Here is a 21,694-nt window from a genome sequence, read left to right as displayed (position 1 = left end):
GGGATCCGAAACCGGTTGCAGTGCAGGACAGGACATGCCGATGAGCGACAATGAAGACTCCCTCGCCGTGCGCGCCGCCTGGCTGCATTATGTCGGCGGCTTCACCCAGTCGGCGGTGGCCAAGCGGCTCGGCATTCCCTCGGTGAAGGCGCACCGGCTGATCGCGCGTGCGGTCGCAGAGGGCGTGGTGAAGGTCAGCATCGACGGCGACATTGCCGAATGCGTCAATCTGGAAGTCGAACTCTCCGAGCGATACGGGCTCGATTATTGCGAGGTGGCCCCCGATGTCGACGACGATGCGCTGGCGCTGACGACGCTCGGCCATGTCGGCGCGGATTTCCTGCGGCGCGAGATCGAGCGCGGCGAAGCCGCCGTCATCGGTTTCGGCCATGGCCGCACGCTGTCCGCCGCCGTGCATCACCTGCCGCGCATCAGCGCGGGCAATACCCGTTTCGTCTCCCTGCTGGGCGGCCTCACCCGAAATTATGCCGCCAATCCTTACGATGTCATGCATCGGCTGGCGGCCAAGACCGGGACGCAGGCCTATGTGATGCCCGTTCCCTTCTTCGCCAATACGGAGGAGGATCGCGAGGTATTGCTGTCGCAGCGCGGCGTCAGCGAGGTCTTCAACCTCGCCCGCAACGCCGACCTGAAGATCGTCGGCATCGGCACCGTCGACAACCAGGCCCATCTCGTCACCTCGGGCATGTTGCAGCCGGACGAACTGGAAGAGATCGCGGCCCTCGGCGGCGTCGGCGAATTGCTCGGCCATTTCTTCGACAATAAGGGCCGCATCCTCCAGACATCGGTGACCGCGCGCACTCTCGCGGCATCCCTCTCGGAAACCGGCCCCGACCGCATCGTCGCCATCGCCGGTGGCCCAGCAAAGACCGAAGCCATTCGTGCCGTGCTCCACAGCCACAAGCTGCACGGCCTGATCACGGACGAGCGCACGGCGCGCGTGCTTCTGCAAAGCTCCGCATGAAGCGGCACGACCACCGCGCTCCTGGCAGGCTATTGTCGCGCCAACTCGATTTCCGAACGAATGGCGCCGCTGAAATATCGCCCCAGCCAGGCGCGGGGCATGCCGGCTGTCTCATGACATGTGCGTTGTCTGCAGTTATTCCACGCATATCGATGAGAATGGCACGCCTGTCGGAAACGGATCGGTTTGCTTTCGACTCCGGTATTCACCGAGAATGTGATGTCCTCGGAAAGGTCGCCATGATAGGACGCCTTCAACGATGTAACGAGATGTACCCGATGCTTCCCTGGATCCACCTTGATCGCGCCACCATCCCCGGCGACGCCGGCGACCTTCGTCTGAAGCAGCGGGGTAGCGAATTCTCCATCATGCTCGGCTCGACGGAACTCATGAACAGCCGGCTAAGTGGCTCGGAGGAAGCGTTGGCGACCTTGAGTTGCCAACGTATCGCAGGTCGAAAAACCCGACCATGCTCATTGGCGGCCTCGGCATGGGGTTTACGTTGCGGGCCGCGTTGAGCGCGCTGCCTCAAGACGCCCGCGTCGTCGTCGCCGAACTCGTTCCGGCTGTCGTGGAGTGGGGGCGTGGACCGCTGGCAGACCTTCACAACGGCACACTCGACGATCCGCGCGTCGATATCCATCTCGGTGACGTCGGCGCGCTCATCCAATCGACGCAGGCCGCGTATGATGCGATCCTGCTCGATGTCGACAACGGGCCCGATGGGCTGACGCGCGCGTCCAACGACGGTTTATATAGCCATGACGGTCTTCGGGCCGCCAAGTCTGCACTGCGCCCGAACGGCGTGCTGGCTGTCTGGTCCTCCGCGCCGGACCGTGCATTCACACGCCGATTGCGTGAAGTCGGTTTCGCCACAGACGAGGTGAGCGTACGTGCGAGCAGCAGGAACAGCGGCGCCCGCCATGTCTTATGGATGGCCGTCAGACCCTGACGGCACCATCGGCCTTCTATACGTCGCATTGCAACGCGGCGACCTCCCGTTTCAATAGGCACCGATGGAAAAGGAAGCGTAATGTCAAACGCTCGGGATCGGCGGGCAGCAGCCGATGGTGGAGATATCCGCTTCCAATCGCGCCTATGCCATCGTCGGATCAATACGAGGCGGCAATACTAACCCTCGCCGACCACTCGGTTTTCAAGCCTGCCAATACTTTCGATCTCGACGGTAACGACATCGCCGTGGCGCATAAAAATCGGGGGCTTGCGTTTGAAGCCCACGCCGGCGGGCGTGCCCATGGCGATGATGTCGCCGGCTTCCAGGTCGATGAACTCGCTCAGATGCTCGATGATCGTCGGCACGTCGAAGAACATTTCCGCAGTATTGGCGTCCTGCATCACCGTACCGTTCAGCCATGTCCGGATGCGCAACGCGTGCGGATCGGCAATCTCGTCAGCCGTCACGATCCAGGGGCCGACAGGGCCGGAGGTGCGGAAATTCTTGCCGGCGGTGTATTGCGTCGTGCGGAACTGGTAGTCGCGGATGGTCACGTCGTTGAACACGGTGTAGCCGAAGACGTATGTCAGCGCGTCCGCCCTGGCGATCTGGCCTTTGGGCGTCGGTCCCATCACCACCGCCAGCTCGCCTTCCCAATCCAGTTGCTCCGAAACCTTCGGCAGCAGGATCGCATCGCCATCCGCGACGAGGACGCTGGAGAATTTCGGGAAGATGATCGGAATGGAACTCATCTCGAAGCCGGCTTCCCGGGCGTGTTCGGCATAGTTGCGCCCGACGCAGATCATCTTCGGCGGACGCGGCAGCGGCGTAAGCGGCGATATCTCCGCCGGCGGCACCACGGCCATCCTGCCCGACCGCACGGCTTCAGCGAGCGCATCCTCGAGCGCCGCGACAGCCGCAGAGCCAGCCTCGATGAAGGAAAGGAGGTCATGGGCGAGGGCCGATTTGCCGATCGCGGAAAACAGGTCGGGAATGTCCACCGTGCCATCATCAGCCACCACGCCGTAGCTGGCCCGGCCATTGCGTCTGTAGCTCGAAAACTTCATGGTTCCTCCATTTTTGTTCGATATATGTTTATCTAAGTTCGTTATTAGGACAATATCTGTATAGGCGCAAGCTGCTCCGCTATGCCGGATGTCATTTTCGCCAGCCCGTGGCCTCTGGTTTTCACAGGGTCCGCATCGTAAGGTGGGTTTTCCATTCCCTTCCAGCGTCCTCGTCGCCCTGCATTGAAACCAGAGAAAACCTTGTCATGGCTGAAATATCCTCCACCGGCGACCAGATGCTGACGGTCCTCGAAACCGTTGCCCGGCAGGGGCCGCTCTCGACCGCCGACATCGCCTCGGTGTGCGGCATGAACCGCACCGTCGTCCACCGGCTGCTCTCCACCCTGCATGCGCGCGGTTATGTCTCAAAGTTCGGCAAGGCCTTTGCCATCGGCCCGGTCGTCGCCCAGCTCGCGACCTATGGCGACACTTACAGTTTCCAGCGCCTGGCGCTGCCGATCATGCAGCGACTGGCGGGCGCCTGCGGCGAGACGGTCGTGCTCCATCGTCTGGATGCGGAAAATGCCGTTGTCGTCGAGCAGGCCGTCAGCGACCAGCATCTGGTGCGGGTCCAGCACAAGCCCGGCTCGCGCCATGCGTTGCATCTCGGTGCAAGCGGCCGCGCCATCCTTGCCTTTCAATCCGGCGCGTTCATCGACAAGTCGCTGGCGCGGGCGGAGCCGAAAGAGGAGGTCCTCGCCCTTCTCGAAACCGTGCGCGACAAGGGCTACGCCGTTTCCCGCAACGAACTGCAGCAGGGCGTGCATGGCATGGCGCTGCCGATCCGCAGCGGCGGACAGACCGTGCAATTCAGCCTCGGCCTGCTGGTGCCGGTGCTGCGCGCCGAGGGAATAGAAGACTATCTCCCGGCGCTGGTCGAGGCGCGCAACGACATCGAAAAGGCGACGATGTCATGAACCGGCCGTGACGGCGATCCCCAGCATCTCCAGCGCCTGACGATAGCTCGCGGCCGGATCGGTCACGTCGAAATGGACGCGTGGCAGACCGACGGCATCCGCGCCCTCGATATTCTTGAGTTGGTCATCGACAAACACACAATCGCACCGGTCGAGACCGAGCCTTTGCAGAACCTCCTCATAGGCGCGCGGATCCGGCTTCAGGATTCCGGTATAGGTGGCGTCGACGATGACGTCGAACAGGTCCAGCAGCGCAAACCGCTGCCTGAATTCGGCGCCGTAGAAGAGATCGAGTTCGTTGGAGAGGATCGCCAGCCGGCAGCCCGCCTGTTTCGCGGCGAGAATGGCCTGCCGCGCCTCGGGGCGGATGACGCCGTCGACATCCGCGCCGCGGGTGCGCTGCACGAAGATGCGCATTTCGTCCCAATCCTCGCCGACCAGCCGGCCGACCTCCCGGGTGCGGGTCATCCAGTAGTCACGCTCGGTGATCTCGCGGGCCTGCATCCGCGCCCAGAGCGGATCGCTTGGCACATCGAAGGGGCCGCGCCAGGTCAGTGTCCCCCCGGCAAGGCCGAGCGCGCGCTCGGTGACGTCATGCGTCTCGAACGGCGTGTGAGTGACGACGCCGCCGAAATCGAGAATGAGTGCGCGGTCCTGTTTCATGAATGTCTTTCCGGCCGTTGTTGAACATAGGTGGAAGAACCCTTAGCGCAGGCGGCCGGCGCGCCTCGACCTCTCGGAAGGTGACAGTTGGCTTGAGGTCTCGCGCCGATCCACGCCCCGTCGGTGGCTTCACCCTCAGAGGGTATGGCTATTTTCGGCAGTTAAAACATCCTCATCAAATGTGACGGAAAGCGGCCGCGTCCGGTGCCGCCCGCCCGATGCGGCAATCGATTATGCTCATAAACAAGGGGAACCATCGATGACTGACAAAACCGATCCAGCATTCGGCGCAGCGCTCCCGGCGATCCGGCGACGGACGTTTCTCGCAGGCTCGCTTGCCCTGGCCGCGGCCGGCATCGTCCCGTTCGGCGGCAAGGCGCAGGCCGCGGCGCCCGCCAAGGGCGGAAAGCTGACCATTGGCGTCCATGGCCAGGCCGGTTTCGGCCCGCTCGATCCCCACCGCATGGCCGGCGACATCGCGGTCGATCTTGCCAACCAGTTCAACGTCTTCGAATCGCTGACCCATCAGGCCAACGACGGCAGCGTCGAGATGTGGCTGGCCGAATCCGTGACCCCGGATGACGACACCGCCGCGATCTGGACCATCAAGATCAAGAAGGGCGTGCTTTTCCACGATGGCCGCGAGCTCAAGGCCGATGACGTCATCTTCTCGATCAAGCGCATCCGCGAGCCCGGCACGATCAGCGGCGGCCATATCGGCCCGGTCAAGGCCTACGAAAAGGTCGACGACCACACGGTGCGGCTGATCCTCGAAGGTCCGCGAAGCTGGCTGCCGACCGGGCTTTCCGACCCCTATTCCGGCATGGTGCCGGCCGGTTTCGATCCCAAGAAGCCGATCGGCACCGGTCCTTTCCAGATGGGCGAGATCGTTCCCAAGGAAAGCGTGACCATCAAGCGTTTCGACACCTATCACGGCGACCACGCTTTGCTCGACGAAGTCGTGCTCCTGCCGTTCGAGGATAGCTCGGCACTGCTCAATGCCCTGCAATCCGGGCAGATCGATATCGTCAACGACGTCGATGCCTCGCTGGTCGGCGAAATCGAAGGCAATGAGGAGTTCAAGCTCTACAATTCCCCGACCGGAAAGTTCTTTCCGATCCAGATGCGCACCGACAGGGCGCCCTTCAACGATCCGCGCCTGCGCCAGGCGCTGCGCCTCGTCATCGACCGCGAGGCGGTCCTGAATTCCGTCGCCAACGGCTATGCGACCATCGCCAACGATCTTTATGGTCGCTACGATCCGGATTTCGACGACAAGCTGGTCCGCGCGCGCGATGTCGAAAAGGCAAAAGCGCTGGTCAAGGAAGCCGGCCTCGAAGGCACGGTGCTGGAACTGACCATGTATCATGACGTCGCCACGGCCCTCGTGCTGGCGGAAAACGTCAAGGAGATCGGCCTCACCATCAACGTCAAGCAGCTGGACGGCGCGGCCTTCTACAATGAAGAATATATGGAGCGTTCGTTCTTCGGCGGCGATTATTATCCCTCCGGTCCGTTCTTCCTGATCTCGTCGCTCGCCGACGGCCCGAATGCCGGCCTCGACCAGATCAAATGGCGCGACAAGGAATATCTCGACCTGTGGAACGAGGCGTCGAAGACGGTCGATCATGAAAAGCGCAAGGCGATCACCATGAAACTGCAGGAAATCCTCTTCGAGCGCGGCGCCTGGATCATTCCGGTCTATGGCAACGAACTCGGCATCTACAGGCAGACCGTCGTCGGCCTGCCGGAATTCGACCAGTCGGGTGCCGGCATCTTCCGTTCGCTCGCCAAGATCGGCTTTGCCGGATAATGGCGATGTGGCGGCATCTCCTCGAACGCTCGATCTACGGGCTCCTGACGCTGGTCCTGATATCGGCCCTGATCTTCGTGGCGACCAACGTTCTTCCGGGCGATGCCGCCCGCGCCATCCTCGGCAGAAGCGCGACCCCAGAAGCGGTCGCGGCGCTTCAGGCGCAGCTCGGCCTCGACCGGCCGCTCGTCGCCCAATATGCCGGCTGGGTCGCCGATATCCTGCACGGCAATCTCGGCAATTCGGTCGTCACCAAGGGTCCGGTCTGGGATCTCGTCGGCCCGAGGCTAACGAATTCGCTGGTGCTGCTGGCCTCCACCAGCCTCATCGCGCTGCCGCTCTCCTTCGCGGTCGGCATCCTGATGGCGGTGCGGCAGGGCAAATGGTTCGACAACACCGCCAACGGCTTCCTGATCGGCACGGCGGGAATTCCCGAATTCGTGCTGGCCATCGTGCTGATCCTGCTCCTGTCGACGCAGGTTCTGCAATTGCTGCCGCCGACCGCCGTGCTGCGGCCGGGGCAGACGGTGCTGCAGAACCCGCAGGTGCTCGTCCTGCCGGTGATGACGCTGACGCTTGCCATCATGCCCTATCTCTCGCGCCTGATCCGCGCCTCGCTGATCGATGCGCTGGCCTCGGAATATGTGGTGACGGCCCGCCTCAAGGGGCTGCCGCCGCGCCTGATCCTGCTGCGCCATGCGCTGCGCAACAGTCTCGTGCCCTCCATCCAGGGGGCGGCGCTCAGCCTTGCCTATATCCTCGGCGGCGCGGTCGTGGTCGAATATATCTTCCAGTATCCCGGTCTCGGCAGCGCCCTGCAATCGGCGGTCTCGCAGCGCGATCTCTATGTCATCCAGGCGATCGTCCTCATCTTCGCCTTCGGCTACATCGTGTTCAACATGATCGCCGACATGCTGACCATCCTCATGACACCCCGCTTGAGAAGCTGAATCGGATCCCGCATGCAAACCGCCAGTTCCCTGCCGATGCCCGTCTGGTTTTCGACCTTTGCGCAAGCGGCGCGCTACAACCGGACACGGATCGGCATAGCGATCACGCTCCTGGTCATCCTGCTTGCCGTCATCGGCCCCTTCGTCGCCCCCTATGAGCCGAGCGCCTTCGTCGGCAAGCCCTTCCTGAAACCCTCGGCGGACTTCCTGCTCGGCACCGATTTCCGCGGCCGCGACGTGCTCTCGCGGCTGCTCGGCGGCGGCATCCCGGTGGTGTGGATGTCGTTCGCCTCCGCCTCGGTCGGCATGGTGCTGGGGGTGACGGTCGGCCTTGTCGCCGCCTATAGCCGGGGCTGGATCGACCAGGTGCTGATGCGCATCATGGACGTGTTCCTCTCCATTCCGCTGATCATCTTCGTGTTGCTGTTCGTGTCGCTGATCGGCACCAGTGAATGGCTGATCGTGCTGCTGGTCGGGGTGGCGCACATGCCGCAGGTGGCGCGCGTCACCCGGGGCGTGGCCGCCGACATCGTCAGCCGCGAATTCGTCGAATTCGCCGAGGCGCTCAGCGTGCCGCGCTGGAAGATCCTGTTCGGCGAAATCCTGCCCAACATCACCACGCCGCTGCTGGTCGAGTTCGGCATCCGCATCGTCTGGTCGATTTCCGGCATCGCCGCACTCAGCGTCATGGGCTACGGCATCCAGCCGCCCAATGCCGATTGGGGCCTGATGATCAATGAAAATCGCGGCCGCATCGCCAGCCGTCCGCTGGCCGTCGTCTCGCCCGCCCTGTGCATCGCGCTGTTTGCCTTCGGCATCAACATGATCGCCGAGGGCATCGCCGGCACGATGTCCGGCGCAAACCGCAAATCCGGAGGCGAGCAGTGAAGAAGGAAAAATGCCGAATGGCCGAAATCGCTCCGGCGCTTGCCGTCGAGGTTCGCAACCTGCGCATCGACATGCCCGAAGGCGGCGATATCGTCGACGATGTCAGCTTCACCATCCGCGCCGGCGAAGTGCTCGGGCTGGTCGGCGAATCCGGCTCGGGCAAGACCACCGTCGGCACGGCGCTGCTGGGCTTTGCCCGCGGCGGCGCCCGGATCGCCGGCGGCACCGTCCATGTCGCAGGCGATAGCGCCGTCAACATGCTCGATCTCACGCCGCAGCAGAAACGCCTGCTGCGCGGCAAGACTGTCGCCTATGTGCCGCAGGATCCGGCCTCCGCCCTCAATCCGTCGCTGCGCATCGGGCTGCAACTCTCCGAGGTCATCGAGGCACATGAGCCCGAAACGCCACGCAGCGAAATCGACCGCCGCATCGAGGCGGTGATGCAGGATGTCGGCCTGCCCGCCGACCCCGCCTTCCTCCTGCGCTTCCCGCATCAACTCTCCGGCGGCCAGCAGCAGCGCATCGGCATCGCCATGGCCGTCATCCTCGCGCCCAAGCTGATCGTGCTCGACGAGCCGACCACCGGGCTCGACGTGACGACGCAAAACAGGATCCTCGACATCGTCAAGCGCCTCTGCCGCGAACACGGCATCGGCGCGCTGCATGTTACCCACGATCTCTCGGTGATCGCCCATATCGCCGATCAGGTGATGGTGATGTATTCGGGCCGTGTGGTCGAGATCGGCCAGGTCGAGACGGTGTACAACCAGCCCTGTCATCCCTATACGCAGGCCCTGCTGAGTGCGGTTCCCGAACTGCGTTTCCGTACACAGCTCAAGGCCATTCCGGGCCATGCCGCACGCCCCGGCCAGCGCCCGCAGGGCTGCTTCTTCCAGGCTCGTTGTCCAATTGCCACACAGGAATGCAAGGCGCATCCCATCGCAATGACCCGTCAGGACGCGGGGCATGACGTCCGCTGCCTGAAATCCGGCGTCACGGCCATCGCCGAGCCGGAGCGTCTGCCCGATCCCGTGCCGGCGGCGACTGCGAGCGGAAAGCGCCCGGTCATCGAGGTCCGCGACCTGCATGTCGCCTACGGCGCCTTCCGGGTGCTCGAAGGCGTCGAATTCACGGTCGAAAAGGGCGAATGCCTCGCCATCGTCGGCGAATCCGGCTCGGGTAAGAGCACTTTGTCCCGCGCCCTGATCGGGCTGGTGCCGCAGCAGCAATGCACGGCCCTGCTCAATGGCGAGCGGCTGGCGCCGCGTGCCCGCGACCGCAGCCGGCAGCAGCTCCAGACGATGCAATACATTTTCCAGAGCCCGCACAATTCGCTCAACCCGCGCCAGACCGTCGAGAACATCGTCGGCCTGGTCCACGACACGTTCAACCGCGCCAGCCGCAGCGAGCGGCGGCAGAAGATCGCCGAGGTGCTGAGCCAGGTCGGGCTTTCCCCCGATGCGATGTTTGCCTTTCCCGACCAGCTCTCGGGCGGCGAGCGGCAGCGCGTCGCCATTGCCCGGGCGCTGATGGCGGATCCGCAGGTGCTAATCTGCGACGAAATCACTTCCGCGCTCGACGTCTCGGTGCAGGCCGCCATCGTCAACCTGCTCAAGGATCTGCAGCAGAGCCGTGGCCTGACGATGGTCTTCGTCACCCACAATCTCGCGCTGGTGCGCAATCTCGCCGACCGTGTCCTCGTCCTCAACCAGGGCAAAGTGGTGGAGATGCGCGGCGTCGCCGAGGTCATCGACACGCCCCGGCATGCCTACACCAAGCAGTTGCTCGCCAATGCGCTGGTCGCCGATCTCGACAGCCGCGCCAAGCGCAGCGGCGAAAAGGAATGCCTGCGCGCCTGAAGCCTGCACCAGATCAACGCCATCCGATGCCCCGCCATGACCGGGCACGGTTTATTGGCAAACCCCTGCCCCACTCTCTTTCGTCATCCTCGGCCTCGTGCCGAGGATCTACAAACGTCTCATAAAATCAAACCGTTGCAGATGCTCGGGACAGGCCCGAGCATGACGGAGGAGAGGTTTTCGGACTTTGTCAGCAGTCTGTGCCCGGCCCGCCAGCCGGGCATTTTGTTTGCCGGCGCGCATGAGGCGAAAACACAAAAAATGGCGCGGGCATTTTTCACGCCCACGCCTCACCAATTCCCTTTTGGACCGAAGCCCCTCAGCCGCCGGCGACGGCCAGACGATCCTCGTCCGCCTGCCGGCCGGGCTCGACCAGGCCGGCCGTCACCCAGCGGTCGAAGACGGCCAGCACCGCATCGACGAAGCCGGGATCGTTGATATGCGACGGCGTTTCGGAGATCTCGACCGGGGCTTTCAGGCTGGCCCGCAATTCGTCGAAGAAGATGGCGAGGCTTTCCGGGTCGTGGCCGACCTCGCCTTCGCGATCCCACTCCTCGATGCCGGCGAGCGGCAGGATGACATGGGTCGGCCCGGTCGCCCGGTTCAGGCGCGCCGCCATTTCGCGCGCGGTGAAGCGGCGCTCGTCGGGCGTCAGCGTCAGCGAGGTGATGAGCTTGTTGTGGACATGGTTCGGCCGCTCGCCGAAATGCTCCGGGATCGGTTGCCAGGTCGGCAGGTCGACGAGATCGGCGGCGCCCGGCGCCACGATCTGCGGCACGCCGGCAAGGCCGACGCGCGACAGGCGCTCCGGGCCGCTGTTGACGATGGAGCCGTGGATGCCATTGTTGAACTCCTGCATGCAGAGATCGAGCACCGCCGCCAGATGCCCTTCGCAGGCCAGGCTTTCCAGCGCCCGGCCGCCCATGCCCTGCGCGTGGAAGAAGGCCACCTCGTAGCCGCGCGCTTCCAGCGCCGGCTTCAGGCGCTTCATGTATTTCAGGCAGGCATTGCCGAGCGAGGAAACGCCGATCAGCGGACGGTCGCGCAAAAAACCGCTGGCGCTGCGCGCCGCGCCGATCACCGCGCCGGCCGCCTGGCTGAGCGCCGAGCGGCAGACGGAATTGATGCCGTATAATCCGCCGGCCCAGAGGATCATCTGGATATCGGCCGGCAGGCGTTCCGCCGGGATGAGCGGCGAAAAGGCGACAGTCGAGACGATGTATTTCGGCACGCCCAAAGGCAGGGCCATGGCGACGTCGAGGGCGAGATCGGTGCCCATCGTGCCGCCCAGCGAAATCATGCCGTCGAAGCGGCCGGCCGCGCACAGCCTTGCCGCCAGCGCCTGCGCCCCGCGGCTCATCAGCGCCATGGCCTCGCATTCGTCGCCGGCGGCGATCACCCCGGCGATGGTGACGCCGGCAGCGGCGGCGACCTCGTGCTTGCCGATATCGACCGGAACGGCCGGCTCTCCAAGTACGCCGACATCCATGGTGAGCACATGCCCGCCCTGCTCTTCGATGCAGTGGCGAATAAAGCGAAGCTCGTCGGACTTGGTGTCGTAGGTGCCGACGACGAGGATGGTCTTGTGGGTCTTCATGGTTCACCGTGTCGTTTGTTCATGGGGGCGCTCCGGCGCGTCAAAGCTGGAACCAGGCCGTCTTCAGGGCGGTATATTTTTCAAGGGCATGCAGGGACTTGTCGTGGCCGTTGCCGGATTGCTTGTGGCCGCCGAGCGGCACGGTGAGATCCGAGCCGCCATAGGTGTTGACATGGACGATGCCGGCGCGGATGGCGCGCACCATGCGGTGCGCCCGCGACAGGTTTGCGGTCCACACCGCCGAGGCGAGGCCATATTCGGTGGCATTGGCGATGCGCACCGCCTCCTCCTCGCTGTCGAAGGGAATGACCGCCAGCAGCGGCCCGAACACTTCCTCGCGCGCCAGCGTCATCTCCTGCGTCACGCCGTCGAAAACCGCCGGCCGCATGTAGAAACCGCCCGTCTCTGCAAGAATGCGCTCGCCGCCGACGACCCTCCGGCCGCCCTCGCTCTCGGCGCGCTCGACATAACCGAGATTGCCGGCAAGCTGGCCGGCGCTGCTGATCGCGCCGATATCGCTGTCCAGCCGCAGGGGATCACCGACCGTCATCGCCGACGCCACGCCGGCAATGCGCTCGACCATCTCGTCATGTACGCTGCGCTCCACCAGCAGGCGGGAACCGGCAACGCAGACCTGGCCGGAATTGCGGAAGATGCCATTGGCCGAAACAGTCGCGGCCCTGGCGAGATCGGGCGCATCGGCGAAGACGACATTGGGCGACTTGCCACCGAGTTCGAGATAGACGCGCTTGAGATTGGAGCGCGCTGAATATTCCAGCAACCGGCGGCCCACGGCGTTCGAGCCGGTGAACACCAGCACATCGACATCCATATGAGTGGCGATGGCCTCACCGACCACCGAGCCGGAACCGGTGACAACGTTGAGAACGCCATCGGGAAGGCCGGCCTCGGCACAGATTTCGGCAAGCTGGAGCAGCGTCAGCGAGGCCGCCTCCGCCGGCTTCAGCACCACGGAATTGCCCATCGCCAGCGCCGGCGCCAGCTTCCAGGCACCGATCATCAGCGGCATGTTCCACGGCACGATGGCGCCGACGACGCCGACCGCCTCCCTGTGAACCAAGCCAAGGACGGTATCGGCCGTCGGGGCGATCTCGCCATAGATCTTGTCGATAGCCTCGGCATAATAACGAAAGGTCGCGGCAGCGCTGCCGGGCTCGGCGCGCAGCGCCATGCCGATTTCCGTGCCGTTGTCGCGCACGCCGAGCACGGCCAGTTCCAGCGCCCGCGCCTCGATGATCTCGGCGATCCGCAGCAGCACTTTCTTGCGGCCGGCCGGCGGCATCCGCGACCAGTGCCCCGCCTCGAAAGCGGCGCGGCCGGCGCGCACCGCCCGGTCGACGTCACCGCGCGAAGCGCGTGCAAGAGTCGTCAGAACCTTGCCATCAACAGGCGAAATGGCTTCGATGGTCTCTCCCGTTTCGCCCTGCTGCCATCGCCCATTGATGAACAGAGCCTGCGAGGGAATTTCGGCCCGGCGCAACCCGTCGATGGCACTTTGCTGGTTCATGAACGTCTCCTCTCGCGCCGCCTTACGCTTCCGCGAAGCCGGCGCATTTCCTGCAATTTAGACGACCATGGCCCGCCCTTCGTCGCGTTCAAAGACCCGTGAAGGGTGACGGCGATGGCACCCAATAATTTCACTATTATCAATTTAATTTGTCATATTGACACGATCTAGCCATAGGGTATCGTTTCGGCCATCGACCCCGAGCGGAGATCCGATGCGCACCGTCAGCAAAGCCCTGAGAATTCTCGACCTGTTCACCGAGGACACGTCCGTGCTGGCGCTGACCGAGATCGCCACCCTGACCGGGATCGACCGGGCAACCTGCCACCGGATGCTGAAAGTACTCGACGAACACGGCTATGTGACGCGCCCGCCGGGCTCGAAGAAATATACGCTGGGCGCCACGGTGCTGCGGCTTGCCCGCACCCGCGAATTCATCTCGCCGATCACCCCGGCGCTGCAGGCGCTGGTCGATGCGCTCGCGGTCAGGACGACAGAAACCTGCCATGCCTCGCTGATCGCCGGCCACCAGATCGCCACCGTCGCAGTGCGCGACGGCACGCGCAGCAATCGCGTGCATGTCGGTTTTGGCGCACGGATTTCGCCCCATGCAACGGCGACGGGCCTCGCCTGCCTTGCCTATGGCAGTCGCGATTTCGTCGAACATGGCCTTGAGGGCACCCTGCCCGCCTATACGCCGTTCACGACGACCGATCCGGCGGCGCTGGCGGCGCTGGTCGCCGGCTTTCGCGCCGAGGGCTACAGCATTGCCGACCGCAGCTTCGATGCCGACGTCATCGGCATCGGCGTGCCGATCTTCGGCCCGGACGGCTTTGCCGCCGGCGCGCTTGCCGCCGCGACGCCCGCCGCGCGCATGGACGAGGCGAGCCTTGCGGTGACGGTCGATGCGCTGGTCGAGGCCGCCTTGCAGGCGACGGCCGCGCTCGGCGGCCGCATCCCCGACGATTTCCTGAAAAGCTCCGCCGCCGGCCGCATCAAGGGCCGGTAACCGACCGACACGTCAACAGACGAGGCAAGACGATGCGCGACAACAATTTCCTGATCGAGAACAATGCCAGGCATGTGTGGCACCCGATGGCCCATCCCGGAGAGATGCGCGAAAACCCGCCGCATATCATCGAGCAGGGCGAAGGCGTGGAGATCGTCGACATCCACGGCCACCGCCTGCTGGACGGCGTCGGCGGTCTCTGGAACGTCAATCTCGGCTATTCCTGCGAGCCGATCAAAGACGCGATCATCGCCCAGCTCAAGAAACTGCCCTATTACAATGCCTTCCGCGGCACCACCAATTCGCCGCTGATCGAACTCTCCTACGAACTCTGCGACTTCTTCAAGCCGGAGGGCATGGCGCGCGCCTTCCTGACCTCGGGCGGCTCGGATTCCGTCGAGACCTGCCTGCGGCTCGCCCGCCAGTATCACCGCGCCAACGGCCAACCGGAGCGCACCAAATTCTTCTCGCTGAAGAAGGGTTATCACGGCACGCATTTCGGCGGCGCCTCGGTCAACGGCAATCCCAATTTCCGCCGCAACTACGAGCCGATGCTGGGCGGCGTGCATCACCTGCCCGCCCCCTTCACCTATCGAAACCCGTTCGACACCGATGACGGCGCCGTCATCGCCCGCAAGATCGCCGCTCTTTTCGAAGAGGAGATCGCCTTCCAGGGCGCCGATACGATTGCGGCGCTGATCATGGAGCCGGTGCTGGGATCGGGCGGCGTCATCGTGCCGCACGAGACCTTCTTCCCGCTGATGCGCGCCGTCTGCGACCGCCACGGCATCCTGCTGATCGCCGACGAGGTGATCACCGGCTTCGGCCGCGCCGGCGCCGAAAGCGGCTCGCGCCTGTGGGGCATCCGGCCGGACATGATGTCGACGGCCAAGGGCATCAGCAACGGCTATTTCCCGCTCGGCGCGGCGATGATCAGCGAAAAGATCGCCGGTGTCATCGAGGGCGCCAAGGGGGCGGCCGGCACGATCAGCCACGGCTACACCTATTCCGGCCACCCCATCGGCGCGGCAGCGGCGCTGGCGACCATCGCCGAGGTCAAACGCCAGGATATCGCCGCGAATGCCGCCCGGCTCGGCGTGCAGCTGCTCACCGGGCTGGAAGCGCTCAAGGACAAATACGAAGTGGTGGGCGATGCCCGCGGCAAGGGCCTGATGGCGGCGCTGGAACTCGTCAGTGACCGCACGGCCAAGACGCCCGCCGACAAGGCCGTGGTCCAAGCCCTGTACGACGCAGCCTACGAGGCCGGCGTGATGATCCGCACCTCCGGCAACAATGTCATCATCTCCCCCTGCTTGGCGATCGACGATACACATGTTAACCGTATTCTCTCGGCGCTCGATCTCGGTCTTGCCGCCGCCACCCATGCGCTGAACAGGCGCTGACCGGCACCGCGCGCGGCCGCCCCGACGGCCGCCCGCTTTCATACCCAATCAAGAATTTCGCAAAGAAATCATGGGAACGAAACCGACTGAGGAGAATGACCATGGAATTGCTTGATGCAATCGAGCCCGTCGGCGAGATGGTGTCGCTGATCGGCTCGCGCGACTTCGGGGCCGGTTTCTATCGCATTGCCAACGAGCTGATCGGCATCGACCATTGCACCGTCTTCATGTGCGCCAACGACAATCCGCGAACGCTGGTCGCGGAGGCCAATTGCGAAAAGACCGCCGCGCGCGTGCGTTCGCTGGCCGATATCTACATCCGCGAGGCCTATGTGCAGGATCCGGTCTGGGGCACGTTCCAGAGCGCGCCGCATGCGGGCTGCTCCACCTTCCTTCTGTCGCCGACCGAGCTTGCCGACGAGGGATATCGGCGCGAATTCTACGACAAACCGAACATCAAGCATGAGCTTGCCCTGACGACCGTCATCAACGGCGATCGCATCTATGCCGGTTTCTACCGGGAAAACGGACGGCCGCATTTTTCCGACCGCTCCGCCGAACTGCTGAAATATTGCGGCCGCACCATCATGCAAGTGTTGCACAAGCATGCCGAAATCTCGCTTCTCACCGGCCCGGTGCAGGCTGAGCCGAAGCCGGTCAGCCAGAAGGCGCTGCTCGAACGGGTGCGTTCGGCAATCATGGCCGATAGCGGCCTGATCACCGCCCGCGAGGCGGAAATCTGCGCCAGCATCGTGCTCGGCTATACCGTGCTCGGCATCAGCATGAACCTCGGCATTTCGGTGAACACGGTCGCGACCCATCGCAAGCGCGCCTATGCCAAGCTCCGGGTCTGCAGCCAGAACGAACTGTTCGCCCGCTATTTCTCGGTGGTCGAAACCAATCTCAGGGCCTTGCGCTACAACTGACCGCCGCCTTCCCAAGCAATCGACACGGCCCGCCCTCCCCGGCGGGCTTTTTTCATGCCGTCTGTCCCCTTCGAGAGGTAGGCAGGCCGCTTGCCAATAATTCGCCCTCTCTATATGTTCGTTATTAGAATTTATCTGTTCGATAAACGAACCATTGGAGGCAACATGCAAGTGCGCGTGACGAAGCTCGGCCATATCGGACTGACAGTTCGCGATATCGACCGCTCGGTGGCGTTCTATGAGCGTTATCTCGGGATGCGGCTCACCGAAAAGTTCGAATATCCCGAGGAGAAGATCGGGCATGGCGTTGCGGTGGCGGCCGGCGCCTTCGTGCGCTGCGACGTAACGCATCACGAACTGTCGATCTTCCGGATGCGCAAGGATATCCTGGGTGACGACGCGCCGGCCGCGCCGCGTTTCGGCTTTGGTCTGCACCACATCGCCTTCGAGCTGGGCTCGCCCGAAGACCTCAAGGCGCTCTATGTCAGCATGCGCGACGACGGCGTCGAGATCGTCAATTGCCGCAAGGGCGGCCCGGGCAACCAGCCCCGCTTCTATGCCCGCGATCCCGACGGCAACCTGCTCGAATTCTACTGGGGCATCGACAAGATCGGCTGGGACGGAACGCCGCGCCTCTACGATCCCATCGAGGAAATCGACCTGCTCGATTTCGATTTCGACGCCTATGTCGCCAATCGCGAGGAAGACAGCCGCAAGGCCCGCGCCAGGCTGACATCGGGCGTGCGCACGGCCTGAGCCCCCAACCGAGGAAGCCAAGGACATGAATGCCATGCTGCAAGACCATCCCGAAACCGTCCGGGAACTCGTCGCCCGGGCGGCCGCGCTAAAACCGCTGCTGCGCGAGGAGCAGGCGGCGACGGAGGCCAACGGCTTTCCGACGCGGCGCGTCTACGACGCCATCGTCGCGGCGGAGCTGTTCAACATCCTGACGCCGAAGCGTTATGGCGGCTACGAGCTCAATCTCGACGATTTCTACCGCGTCGTCATCGAGATCGCCCGCGGCTGCCCGGAAACCGGCTGGTGGTTCGCGCTCGGCACCGGCCATTCGGCGCAGATCGCCTCCTATTTCGACGAACGGGCGCAGGCGGAAATCTTTGGCTTCCGCAGGAATTTTCAGGCGCCCTGGTCCTTCGCGGCGGCGAAGACGCAGGCTGAAAAGGTCGATGGCGGCTACCGCGTCAGCGGTACCTGGTATTATTGCTCCGGCGTTCCTTATGCCAGCCATTTCATGGGCAATATTCCGCTGCCGAAGGATGCGGACACGACGGGCACGCCGATGCTGACCGTCGTCATTCCCGACGGCAGCTTCACCCGCCTCGACAACTGGGGCGACCTCCTGGGCATGAAGGGCAGCGGCTCGCATGGCGTGACTGTCGAGAATGTCTTCGTGCCGGAGCACATGACCTTCTCCTTCGATGCCGATCTCGGCCTGACCGGGCCGACACTGGGTTATGGTGTGCATCGCAATCCCCTCTATTCCGGCCTGTTCGCAGCCTTTGCGGAAGGCGGTCTTTCGGCCATGTCCACCGGCCTCGCCTATGCCGCCATCGACGAATACGAGGAGCTGGTCGCCACCCGCAACACACCCGGCCGCCAAACGCTCCGGGCCTACAACCCGGATTACCAGCGCTCCCTCGGCATGGCGGTGGCGCTGGCCGACAGCGCCCGCGCCATCACGCTTGCCGGCGGCGCGCTCTATCTGGAAAACGCAGCGCTCTGCGCCCCGGGCATCGAGCCCTTCACCGTCGAGAAGGCGATGCGCATGGACGGCACCTATCATACGGCCGAGCGGCTGGCCTATGAGGCCGTCGAGATCCTGGTCCGCACCGCAAGCTCCGCCGCGCTCAAGCAGGATGGACGCCTGTCGCGCTACATGCGCGACATCCTGATGACCATCAGCCGCGGCCATGACCAGTTCGAATTCCGTGCCGCCGGCATTGCCCAGGCGCTCCTCACCCGCAACCGGAATTTCTCCTTTCCGGCGTGAGGCTTGCGCCCTTCCCCCACCGTCCACCGACCAACGAGGTATCGATCCCATGTCCAAGGAAATGTTCGAGCGCGGATTGGAAATCCGCAAGGCGGTGCTCGGCGCCGCCTATGTCGAAAAATCCCTCAATGCCGCCGACGACTTCAACCGCGATTTCCAGAACCTCGTCACCGAATATTGCTGGGGCGCGGGCTGGGGGCGCAGCGCCCTGTCGCGGCGCGACAAGAGCCTGCTCAATCTCGTCATGCTCGGCACGCTCAACCGCAGCCAAGAGTTCAAGCTGCATCTCAAGGGCGCTTTGACAAATGGCTGCACCCGCGAGGAGATCAAGGACACGCTGATGCAGCTTGCCATCTATGCCGGCATCCCCGCCGGCGTCGAGGCGTTTCGGCTGGCGAGAGAGGTGTTCGCCGAGGTCGACAAAGGCGAATGAGCGCGCGGAAATTTCTTTTGATTCTAAATGGATAGCCGGGAACCGTCACCCTTCCAAGGTATATGAGGCCGCTTCCCCTTCGCATAAGCTGACCATGGATATCCCGGAAAATGCCAAGCCTTCCGGGATCACCGAAACCCCACTTACATGGAGATATGAATGTCCGTCATGGTTGTCATCCGCTTCCCCGTCGCCCATAGCGCCGTGGTGGAATGGGCCTCGAAGAACGGCGAACTGCTCGACCCGATCGTCAAGCTGTTCGAAAAGCACAAGCGCATCAGCCATCGCGCCGTGACCAGCGCCAGCGAATTCCTCGATTTCGACGAATGGCCGAGCGCCGAAGCCTATGCCGCCTTCAAGGCCGAAGCCGGTCCCTATATCGAGAAATTCGAGGCGGCCTTCGGCCATCGCTCGACCGATACGATCTACGAAGTCGTCGAATAAACCAGCCGAATTCTTGGGTGAATCGATATGCCGCCGGATCGCTCCGGCGGCATTTTTCATGTCTCGTCAGGGTCGATGCCAAACCAGTCGAGCGCGAAAACCTCGCGAAAGGCGAAGCGCTTCAGATGCTCGGCAACCACCCGCTCCAGATCGGCATGGGCGGCGGGATCGCCGGTCGAACGCAGGACCAGAGTGAGCCCGTCCGCATCGGCGGCAAGATCGAGCACTTCATCGCCGCTGAAATCGATCCTCCCCTTTCCGGGCATGACCTCGACCGAGAAACGATGGCTCCAGTGTTTGCAAAGCTGCTGGAGATATTTTTCGGCATGGGCGGTGGCAAAGCGCGCGGTGGATATGGGCATGGTCGACATCTCCTCTTCGTGAATGCATGAAAATACCGGTAGCGCGGCGACCGAAAAAGCCCGCCATGCTCCACCGGTACGGCGGGACATGGCGGGCTTGCGTGCAGATAATGCCAAGAAAACCTATTCGGGCGATGCGCTGACGGAAATGTATTGCCGTCCGAAATAGACCAGGCAGGCCTCGGCATCGTTGCCCCTGATATCCACCACCCGCGCCAGGAAGATCGAATGCGTGCCGGCTTCGATGACCTGGTCCAGCTCGCAATCGAAGGAAACGATCGCTTCGTCGAGAACCGGCGCGCCGGTCTTCAGACTGGAATAGCGAATGTGAGAAAAGCGTTCGTCGGAGGGGATGCCGGTCGAACCCGCAAACAGGTCCGCCACCCTTCGGTTGATGCCGGCGAGAACATTGACACAGAGCACCCGATTGGTCTTGATCACGCTGTTCGACCGGCTGGACTGGTTGACGCAGACGAGAAGCGTCGCCGGGCTGTCGCTGACGCTGCACACCGCCGAAACGGTCGCGCCGCACAGCCCCGCCTCCCCATTCGAGGTGACAACGCTCACCGCCGCTCCCAGCTTCGACATCGCTTCCCGGTACATGAACTTGTCGACCATGGCGGCACCATTGTTCATCGCAGTCTGGAATTCGGCGGCGAATTGCATTTCACCCATGGGATCGGCTCCTTGTCATGCGAGATGCGGCAGGTTGTTTTCGCCGAGAATGCTGCCGCCGGCCGCTTCCAGCGCCCGGCGCTGGTGGCCGAGATGCACCATCAGCGTATCGAGATCCCGGCGCCGACGCTCGAACGGGCTGCGCTGGTAGATGATCGAAGCGCCCAGCAGTTCCAGCGCCATGCCGCAGGCCTTGCGCACTTGGTGGCCGGCATTGACGGAGCAGAGCGTCGTCATCGCCTCCTCGTCGGCCGTCAGTTCCTGGCCGGCAAACAGCTTGTCGCTGACCAAAGCCGCCGTCGATAGCGAGAAGGCGCGGGCGGCGTTGTAGTTCATCTCGGCCTCGGCATACTGGATGCGGGCGAAGCGGTCATTGGGCGAACGCTTCTTCAGCTCGGTGCGCACATCGTCGAGGATGCGCCGGCCAAGACCGAGCACCACCCCCTGCAGCGAAATCGCGATGAAATCCGCATGGCGCGCCAGCGGCGGCAGATGACTGGCCGCGCCGGAAAAATACTTGAAGACATATTTGTCGGGGATGACCACATCCTCGATTTCATAATCGGTGCTGCCGGAGCCACGAAGGCCGAGCGTATGCCAGGTATCCAGCAGCTTCACCTTGTCCTTGGGCAGGTAGGCGACGCGGAATTCCGGTTGGCCGTCGGCATCGCGCAACACCTCGCCGTTCTCATGCAGATGGATGCCGCAGACGATGCAATCGGCGCTGTGGATACCGCTGCCGAAGGGCCAGCGCCCCTTGGGAATATGCCAGCCGCCCTCGACCCGGTCGGCGCGCTGCGGCGGGTAATAGCCGCCGGCCGTGGCGAAATCCATCGAGCCGTACAGCTCGCGAGCGATCTCTTCCGGGAACTGCGCGCCGTAAAAGCCAGTATCGGAGAGAATCTGCACGTTCCAGGCGACGGAGGCATCGTGATAGGACAGCGTTTCCACGGCCCGGATCTGGTCGTCGAAGCGCATTTCCGGCCCGCCCCAGGCCGCCGGCCAGGCGATGCGGAAGGCGCCGGCCTGTTTCAGCGCCGCGACCATGCGCGGCGTCAGGTGGCGAATACGGTCGATCTCGGGCGCTTCCTCCTCGATCAGCGGCCCGAGCGCCTTCAGATTTTCGAGGATTTCGGCCGGGGATTTGTAGTCGTCCCCAAGCGTTTCGACGACCCAGGCATTGCTCTGTGTTGCACTCACGTTCCGTTCCTT

At 63.7% G+C, this 21,694-nt stretch carries 20 protein-coding genes and 1 pseudogene; 14 read left to right on the top strand and 7 right to left on the bottom strand.

Going from position 1 to position 21,694, the window contains the following annotated elements; genetic code table 11:
* Positions 1 to 40: 40 nt before the first annotated feature.
* On the top strand, positions 41 to 985 hold the full coding sequence (locus tag P7F60_RS21845) for a sugar-binding transcriptional regulator (protein ID WP_277919798.1): 945 nt from the start codon (positions 41 to 43) through the stop codon (positions 983 to 985).
* 278 nt (positions 986 to 1,263) lie between these two features.
* Positions 1,264 to 1,937 (top strand): annotated as a pseudogene (locus P7F60_RS21840) (MnmC family methyltransferase).
* 179 nt (positions 1,938 to 2,116) lie between these two features.
* Here P7F60_RS21840 and P7F60_RS21835 read toward each other — a convergent pair.
* The gene (locus tag P7F60_RS21835; RefSeq protein WP_277919797.1) at positions 2,117 to 3,007 is read right to left on the bottom strand and encodes a fumarylacetoacetate hydrolase family protein; all 891 of its coding nucleotides are present in this window, start codon (positions 3,005 to 3,007) and stop codon (positions 2,117 to 2,119) included.
* A 206-nt stretch (positions 3,008 to 3,213) separates the two neighbouring features.
* Between P7F60_RS21835 and P7F60_RS21830 the strand changes: the two genes are divergently transcribed.
* Positions 3,214 to 3,924 carry an IclR family transcriptional regulator gene (locus tag P7F60_RS21830; protein WP_277919796.1) on the top strand — a complete coding sequence of 237 codons (711 nt, stop codon included), beginning with the start codon at positions 3,214 to 3,216 and terminating at the stop codon, positions 3,922 to 3,924.
* On the opposite strand, the gene P7F60_RS21825 is transcribed toward P7F60_RS21830, so the two are convergent.
* On the bottom strand, positions 3,919 to 4,587 hold the full coding sequence (locus P7F60_RS21825) for an HAD-IA family hydrolase (protein ID WP_277919795.1): 669 nt from the start codon (positions 4,585 to 4,587) through the stop codon (positions 3,919 to 3,921). The two genes, P7F60_RS21830 and P7F60_RS21825, sit on opposite strands and share 6 nt — an antisense overlap.
* 259 nt (positions 4,588 to 4,846) lie before the next feature.
* On the opposite strand from P7F60_RS21825, the gene P7F60_RS21820 reads away from it, so the two are divergent.
* Genes P7F60_RS21820 through P7F60_RS21805 form a run of 4 tightly spaced genes read left to right on the top strand, consistent with a single transcriptional unit; the run spans position 4,847 to position 10,097 of the window.
* Entirely contained in the window at positions 4,847 to 6,400 is a 1,554-nt protein-coding gene (locus P7F60_RS21820; RefSeq protein ID WP_277919794.1) for an ABC transporter substrate-binding protein, read from the top strand.
* A 5-nt stretch (positions 6,401 to 6,405) separates the two neighbouring features.
* On the top strand, positions 6,406 to 7,350 hold the full coding sequence (locus tag P7F60_RS21815; RefSeq protein ID WP_277919793.1) for an ABC transporter permease: 945 nt from the start codon (positions 6,406 to 6,408) through the stop codon (positions 7,348 to 7,350).
* Between the two features lie 12 nt (positions 7,351 to 7,362).
* Positions 7,363 to 8,238 (top strand): ABC transporter permease, encoded by an 876-nt coding sequence (locus P7F60_RS21810; RefSeq protein WP_277919792.1) that lies wholly within the window; start codon positions 7,363 to 7,365, stop codon positions 8,236 to 8,238.
* Positions 8,239 to 8,255: 17 nt separating this feature from the next.
* Positions 8,256 to 10,097 (top strand): ABC transporter ATP-binding protein, encoded by a 1,842-nt coding sequence (locus P7F60_RS21805; RefSeq protein WP_277919791.1) that lies wholly within the window; start codon positions 8,256 to 8,258, stop codon positions 10,095 to 10,097.
* Positions 10,098 to 10,416: 319 nt separating this feature from the next.
* Here the strand turns inward: P7F60_RS21805 and P7F60_RS21800 are convergent, their stop codons facing one another.
* Positions 10,417 to 11,694, bottom strand: coding sequence for a Tm-1-like ATP-binding domain-containing protein (locus tag P7F60_RS21800; protein WP_277919790.1), 1,278 nt, complete (start codon positions 11,692 to 11,694; stop codon positions 10,417 to 10,419).
* Between the two features lie 40 nt (positions 11,695 to 11,734).
* The gene (locus P7F60_RS21795) at positions 11,735 to 13,222 is read right to left on the bottom strand and encodes an aldehyde dehydrogenase (protein WP_277919789.1); all 1,488 of its coding nucleotides are present in this window, start codon (positions 13,220 to 13,222) and stop codon (positions 11,735 to 11,737) included.
* 214 nt (positions 13,223 to 13,436) lie between these two features.
* Here P7F60_RS21795 and P7F60_RS21790 point away from each other — a divergent pair, with 214 nt between their 5' ends.
* The 7 genes from P7F60_RS21790 to P7F60_RS21760 all read left to right on the top strand — a co-directional run bounded on the left by P7F60_RS21790 (position 13,437) and on the right by P7F60_RS21760 (position 19,445).
* Positions 13,437 to 14,231 (top strand): IclR family transcriptional regulator, encoded by a 795-nt coding sequence (locus tag P7F60_RS21790; RefSeq protein WP_277919788.1) that lies wholly within the window; start codon positions 13,437 to 13,439, stop codon positions 14,229 to 14,231.
* Positions 14,232 to 14,263: 32 nt separating this feature from the next.
* Positions 14,264 to 15,634 carry an aminotransferase class III-fold pyridoxal phosphate-dependent enzyme gene (locus P7F60_RS21785; protein ID WP_277919787.1) on the top strand — a complete coding sequence of 457 codons (1,371 nt, stop codon included), beginning with the start codon at positions 14,264 to 14,266 and terminating at the stop codon, positions 15,632 to 15,634.
* Positions 15,635 to 15,735: 101 nt separating this feature from the next.
* Positions 15,736 to 16,560, top strand: a complete 825-nt coding sequence (locus P7F60_RS21780) for a helix-turn-helix transcriptional regulator (protein ID WP_277919786.1) — start codon at positions 15,736 to 15,738, stop codon at positions 16,558 to 16,560.
* Positions 16,561 to 16,725: 165 nt separating this feature from the next.
* Positions 16,726 to 17,316 carry a VOC family protein gene (locus tag P7F60_RS21775; RefSeq protein WP_277919785.1) on the top strand — a complete coding sequence of 197 codons (591 nt, stop codon included), beginning with the start codon at positions 16,726 to 16,728 and terminating at the stop codon, positions 17,314 to 17,316.
* A gap of 25 nt (positions 17,317 to 17,341) precedes the next feature.
* Positions 17,342 to 18,568, top strand: a complete 1,227-nt coding sequence (locus P7F60_RS21770) for an acyl-CoA dehydrogenase family protein (RefSeq protein ID WP_277919784.1) — start codon at positions 17,342 to 17,344, stop codon at positions 18,566 to 18,568.
* Positions 18,569 to 18,617: 49 nt separating this feature from the next.
* Positions 18,618 to 19,001 (top strand): carboxymuconolactone decarboxylase family protein, encoded by a 384-nt coding sequence (locus P7F60_RS21765; protein WP_277919783.1) that lies wholly within the window; start codon positions 18,618 to 18,620, stop codon positions 18,999 to 19,001.
* A gap of 159 nt (positions 19,002 to 19,160) precedes the next feature.
* On the top strand, positions 19,161 to 19,445 hold the full coding sequence (locus tag P7F60_RS21760) for a hypothetical protein (protein ID WP_277919782.1): 285 nt from the start codon (positions 19,161 to 19,163) through the stop codon (positions 19,443 to 19,445).
* Positions 19,446 to 19,501: 56 nt separating this feature from the next.
* On the opposite strand, the gene P7F60_RS21755 is transcribed toward P7F60_RS21760, so the two are convergent.
* The 3 genes from P7F60_RS21755 to P7F60_RS21745 form a co-directional block, all read right to left on the bottom strand.
* Positions 19,502 to 19,807 (bottom strand): DUF2218 domain-containing protein, encoded by a 306-nt coding sequence (locus P7F60_RS21755; protein ID WP_277919781.1) that lies wholly within the window; start codon positions 19,805 to 19,807, stop codon positions 19,502 to 19,504.
* A gap of 123 nt (positions 19,808 to 19,930) precedes the next feature.
* Complete coding sequence (locus P7F60_RS21750) at positions 19,931 to 20,482, bottom strand: flavin reductase (protein ID WP_277919780.1); 552 nt, start codon at positions 20,480 to 20,482, stop codon at positions 19,931 to 19,933.
* A 15-nt stretch (positions 20,483 to 20,497) separates the two neighbouring features.
* The gene (locus tag P7F60_RS21745; RefSeq protein WP_277919779.1) at positions 20,498 to 21,682 is read right to left on the bottom strand and encodes an acyl-CoA dehydrogenase family protein; all 1,185 of its coding nucleotides are present in this window, start codon (positions 21,680 to 21,682) and stop codon (positions 20,498 to 20,500) included.
* Between the last annotated feature and the right edge of the window lie 12 nt (positions 21,683 to 21,694).

Origin of the sequence: Rhizobium sp. YJ-22 (assembly GCF_029601685.1) — a bacterium.
Classification (GTDB): domain Bacteria; phylum Pseudomonadota; class Alphaproteobacteria; order Rhizobiales; family Rhizobiaceae; genus Metarhizobium.
Note: the sequence above shows the minus strand (reverse complement) of the source record. Positions and strands in the feature narration are given on the sequence as shown.

What these genes read in the sequence shown, in the direction of transcription:
- P7F60_RS21785 (WP_277919787.1), top strand. Translation starts at nt 14,264, where the DNA reads ATGCGCGACAACAATTTCCTGATCGAGAACAATGCCAGGCATGTGTGG.
- P7F60_RS21775 (WP_277919785.1), top strand. Translation starts at nt 16,726, where the DNA reads ATGCAAGTGCGCGTGACGAAGCTCGGCCATATCGGACTGACAGTTCGC.
- P7F60_RS21790 (WP_277919788.1), top strand. Translation starts at nt 13,437, where the DNA reads ATGCGCACCGTCAGCAAAGCCCTGAGAATTCTCGACCTGTTCACCGAG.
- P7F60_RS21845 (WP_277919798.1), top strand. Translation starts at nt 41, where the DNA reads ATGAGCGACAATGAAGACTCCCTCGCCGTGCGCGCCGCCTGGCTGCAT.
- P7F60_RS21820 (WP_277919794.1), top strand. Translation starts at nt 4,847, where the DNA reads ATGACTGACAAAACCGATCCAGCATTCGGCGCAGCGCTCCCGGCGATC.
- P7F60_RS21760 (WP_277919782.1), top strand. Translation starts at nt 19,161, where the DNA reads ATGTCCGTCATGGTTGTCATCCGCTTCCCCGTCGCCCATAGCGCCGTG.
- P7F60_RS21800 (WP_277919790.1), bottom strand. Translation starts at nt 11,694, where the DNA reads ATGAAGACCCACAAGACCATCCTCGTCGTCGGCACCTACGACACCAAG.
- P7F60_RS21780 (WP_277919786.1), top strand. Translation starts at nt 15,736, where the DNA reads ATGGAATTGCTTGATGCAATCGAGCCCGTCGGCGAGATGGTGTCGCTG.
- P7F60_RS21755 (WP_277919781.1), bottom strand. Translation starts at nt 19,807, where the DNA reads ATGCCCATATCCACCGCGCGCTTTGCCACCGCCCATGCCGAAAAATAT.
- P7F60_RS21830 (WP_277919796.1), top strand. Translation starts at nt 3,214, where the DNA reads ATGGCTGAAATATCCTCCACCGGCGACCAGATGCTGACGGTCCTCGAA.
- P7F60_RS21810 (WP_277919792.1), top strand. Translation starts at nt 7,363, where the DNA reads ATGCAAACCGCCAGTTCCCTGCCGATGCCCGTCTGGTTTTCGACCTTT.
- P7F60_RS21805 (WP_277919791.1), top strand. Translation starts at nt 8,256, where the DNA reads ATGGCCGAAATCGCTCCGGCGCTTGCCGTCGAGGTTCGCAACCTGCGC.
- P7F60_RS21825 (WP_277919795.1), bottom strand. Translation starts at nt 4,587, where the DNA reads ATGAAACAGGACCGCGCACTCATTCTCGATTTCGGCGGCGTCGTCACT.
- P7F60_RS21815 (WP_277919793.1), top strand. Translation starts at nt 6,406, where the DNA reads ATGTGGCGGCATCTCCTCGAACGCTCGATCTACGGGCTCCTGACGCTG.
- P7F60_RS21770 (WP_277919784.1), top strand. Translation starts at nt 17,342, where the DNA reads ATGAATGCCATGCTGCAAGACCATCCCGAAACCGTCCGGGAACTCGTC.
- P7F60_RS21835 (WP_277919797.1), bottom strand. Translation starts at nt 3,007, where the DNA reads ATGAAGTTTTCGAGCTACAGACGCAATGGCCGGGCCAGCTACGGCGTG.
- P7F60_RS21795 (WP_277919789.1), bottom strand. Translation starts at nt 13,222, where the DNA reads ATGAACCAGCAAAGTGCCATCGACGGGTTGCGCCGGGCCGAAATTCCC.
- P7F60_RS21750 (WP_277919780.1), bottom strand. Translation starts at nt 20,482, where the DNA reads ATGGGTGAAATGCAATTCGCCGCCGAATTCCAGACTGCGATGAACAAT.
- P7F60_RS21765 (WP_277919783.1), top strand. Translation starts at nt 18,618, where the DNA reads ATGTCCAAGGAAATGTTCGAGCGCGGATTGGAAATCCGCAAGGCGGTG.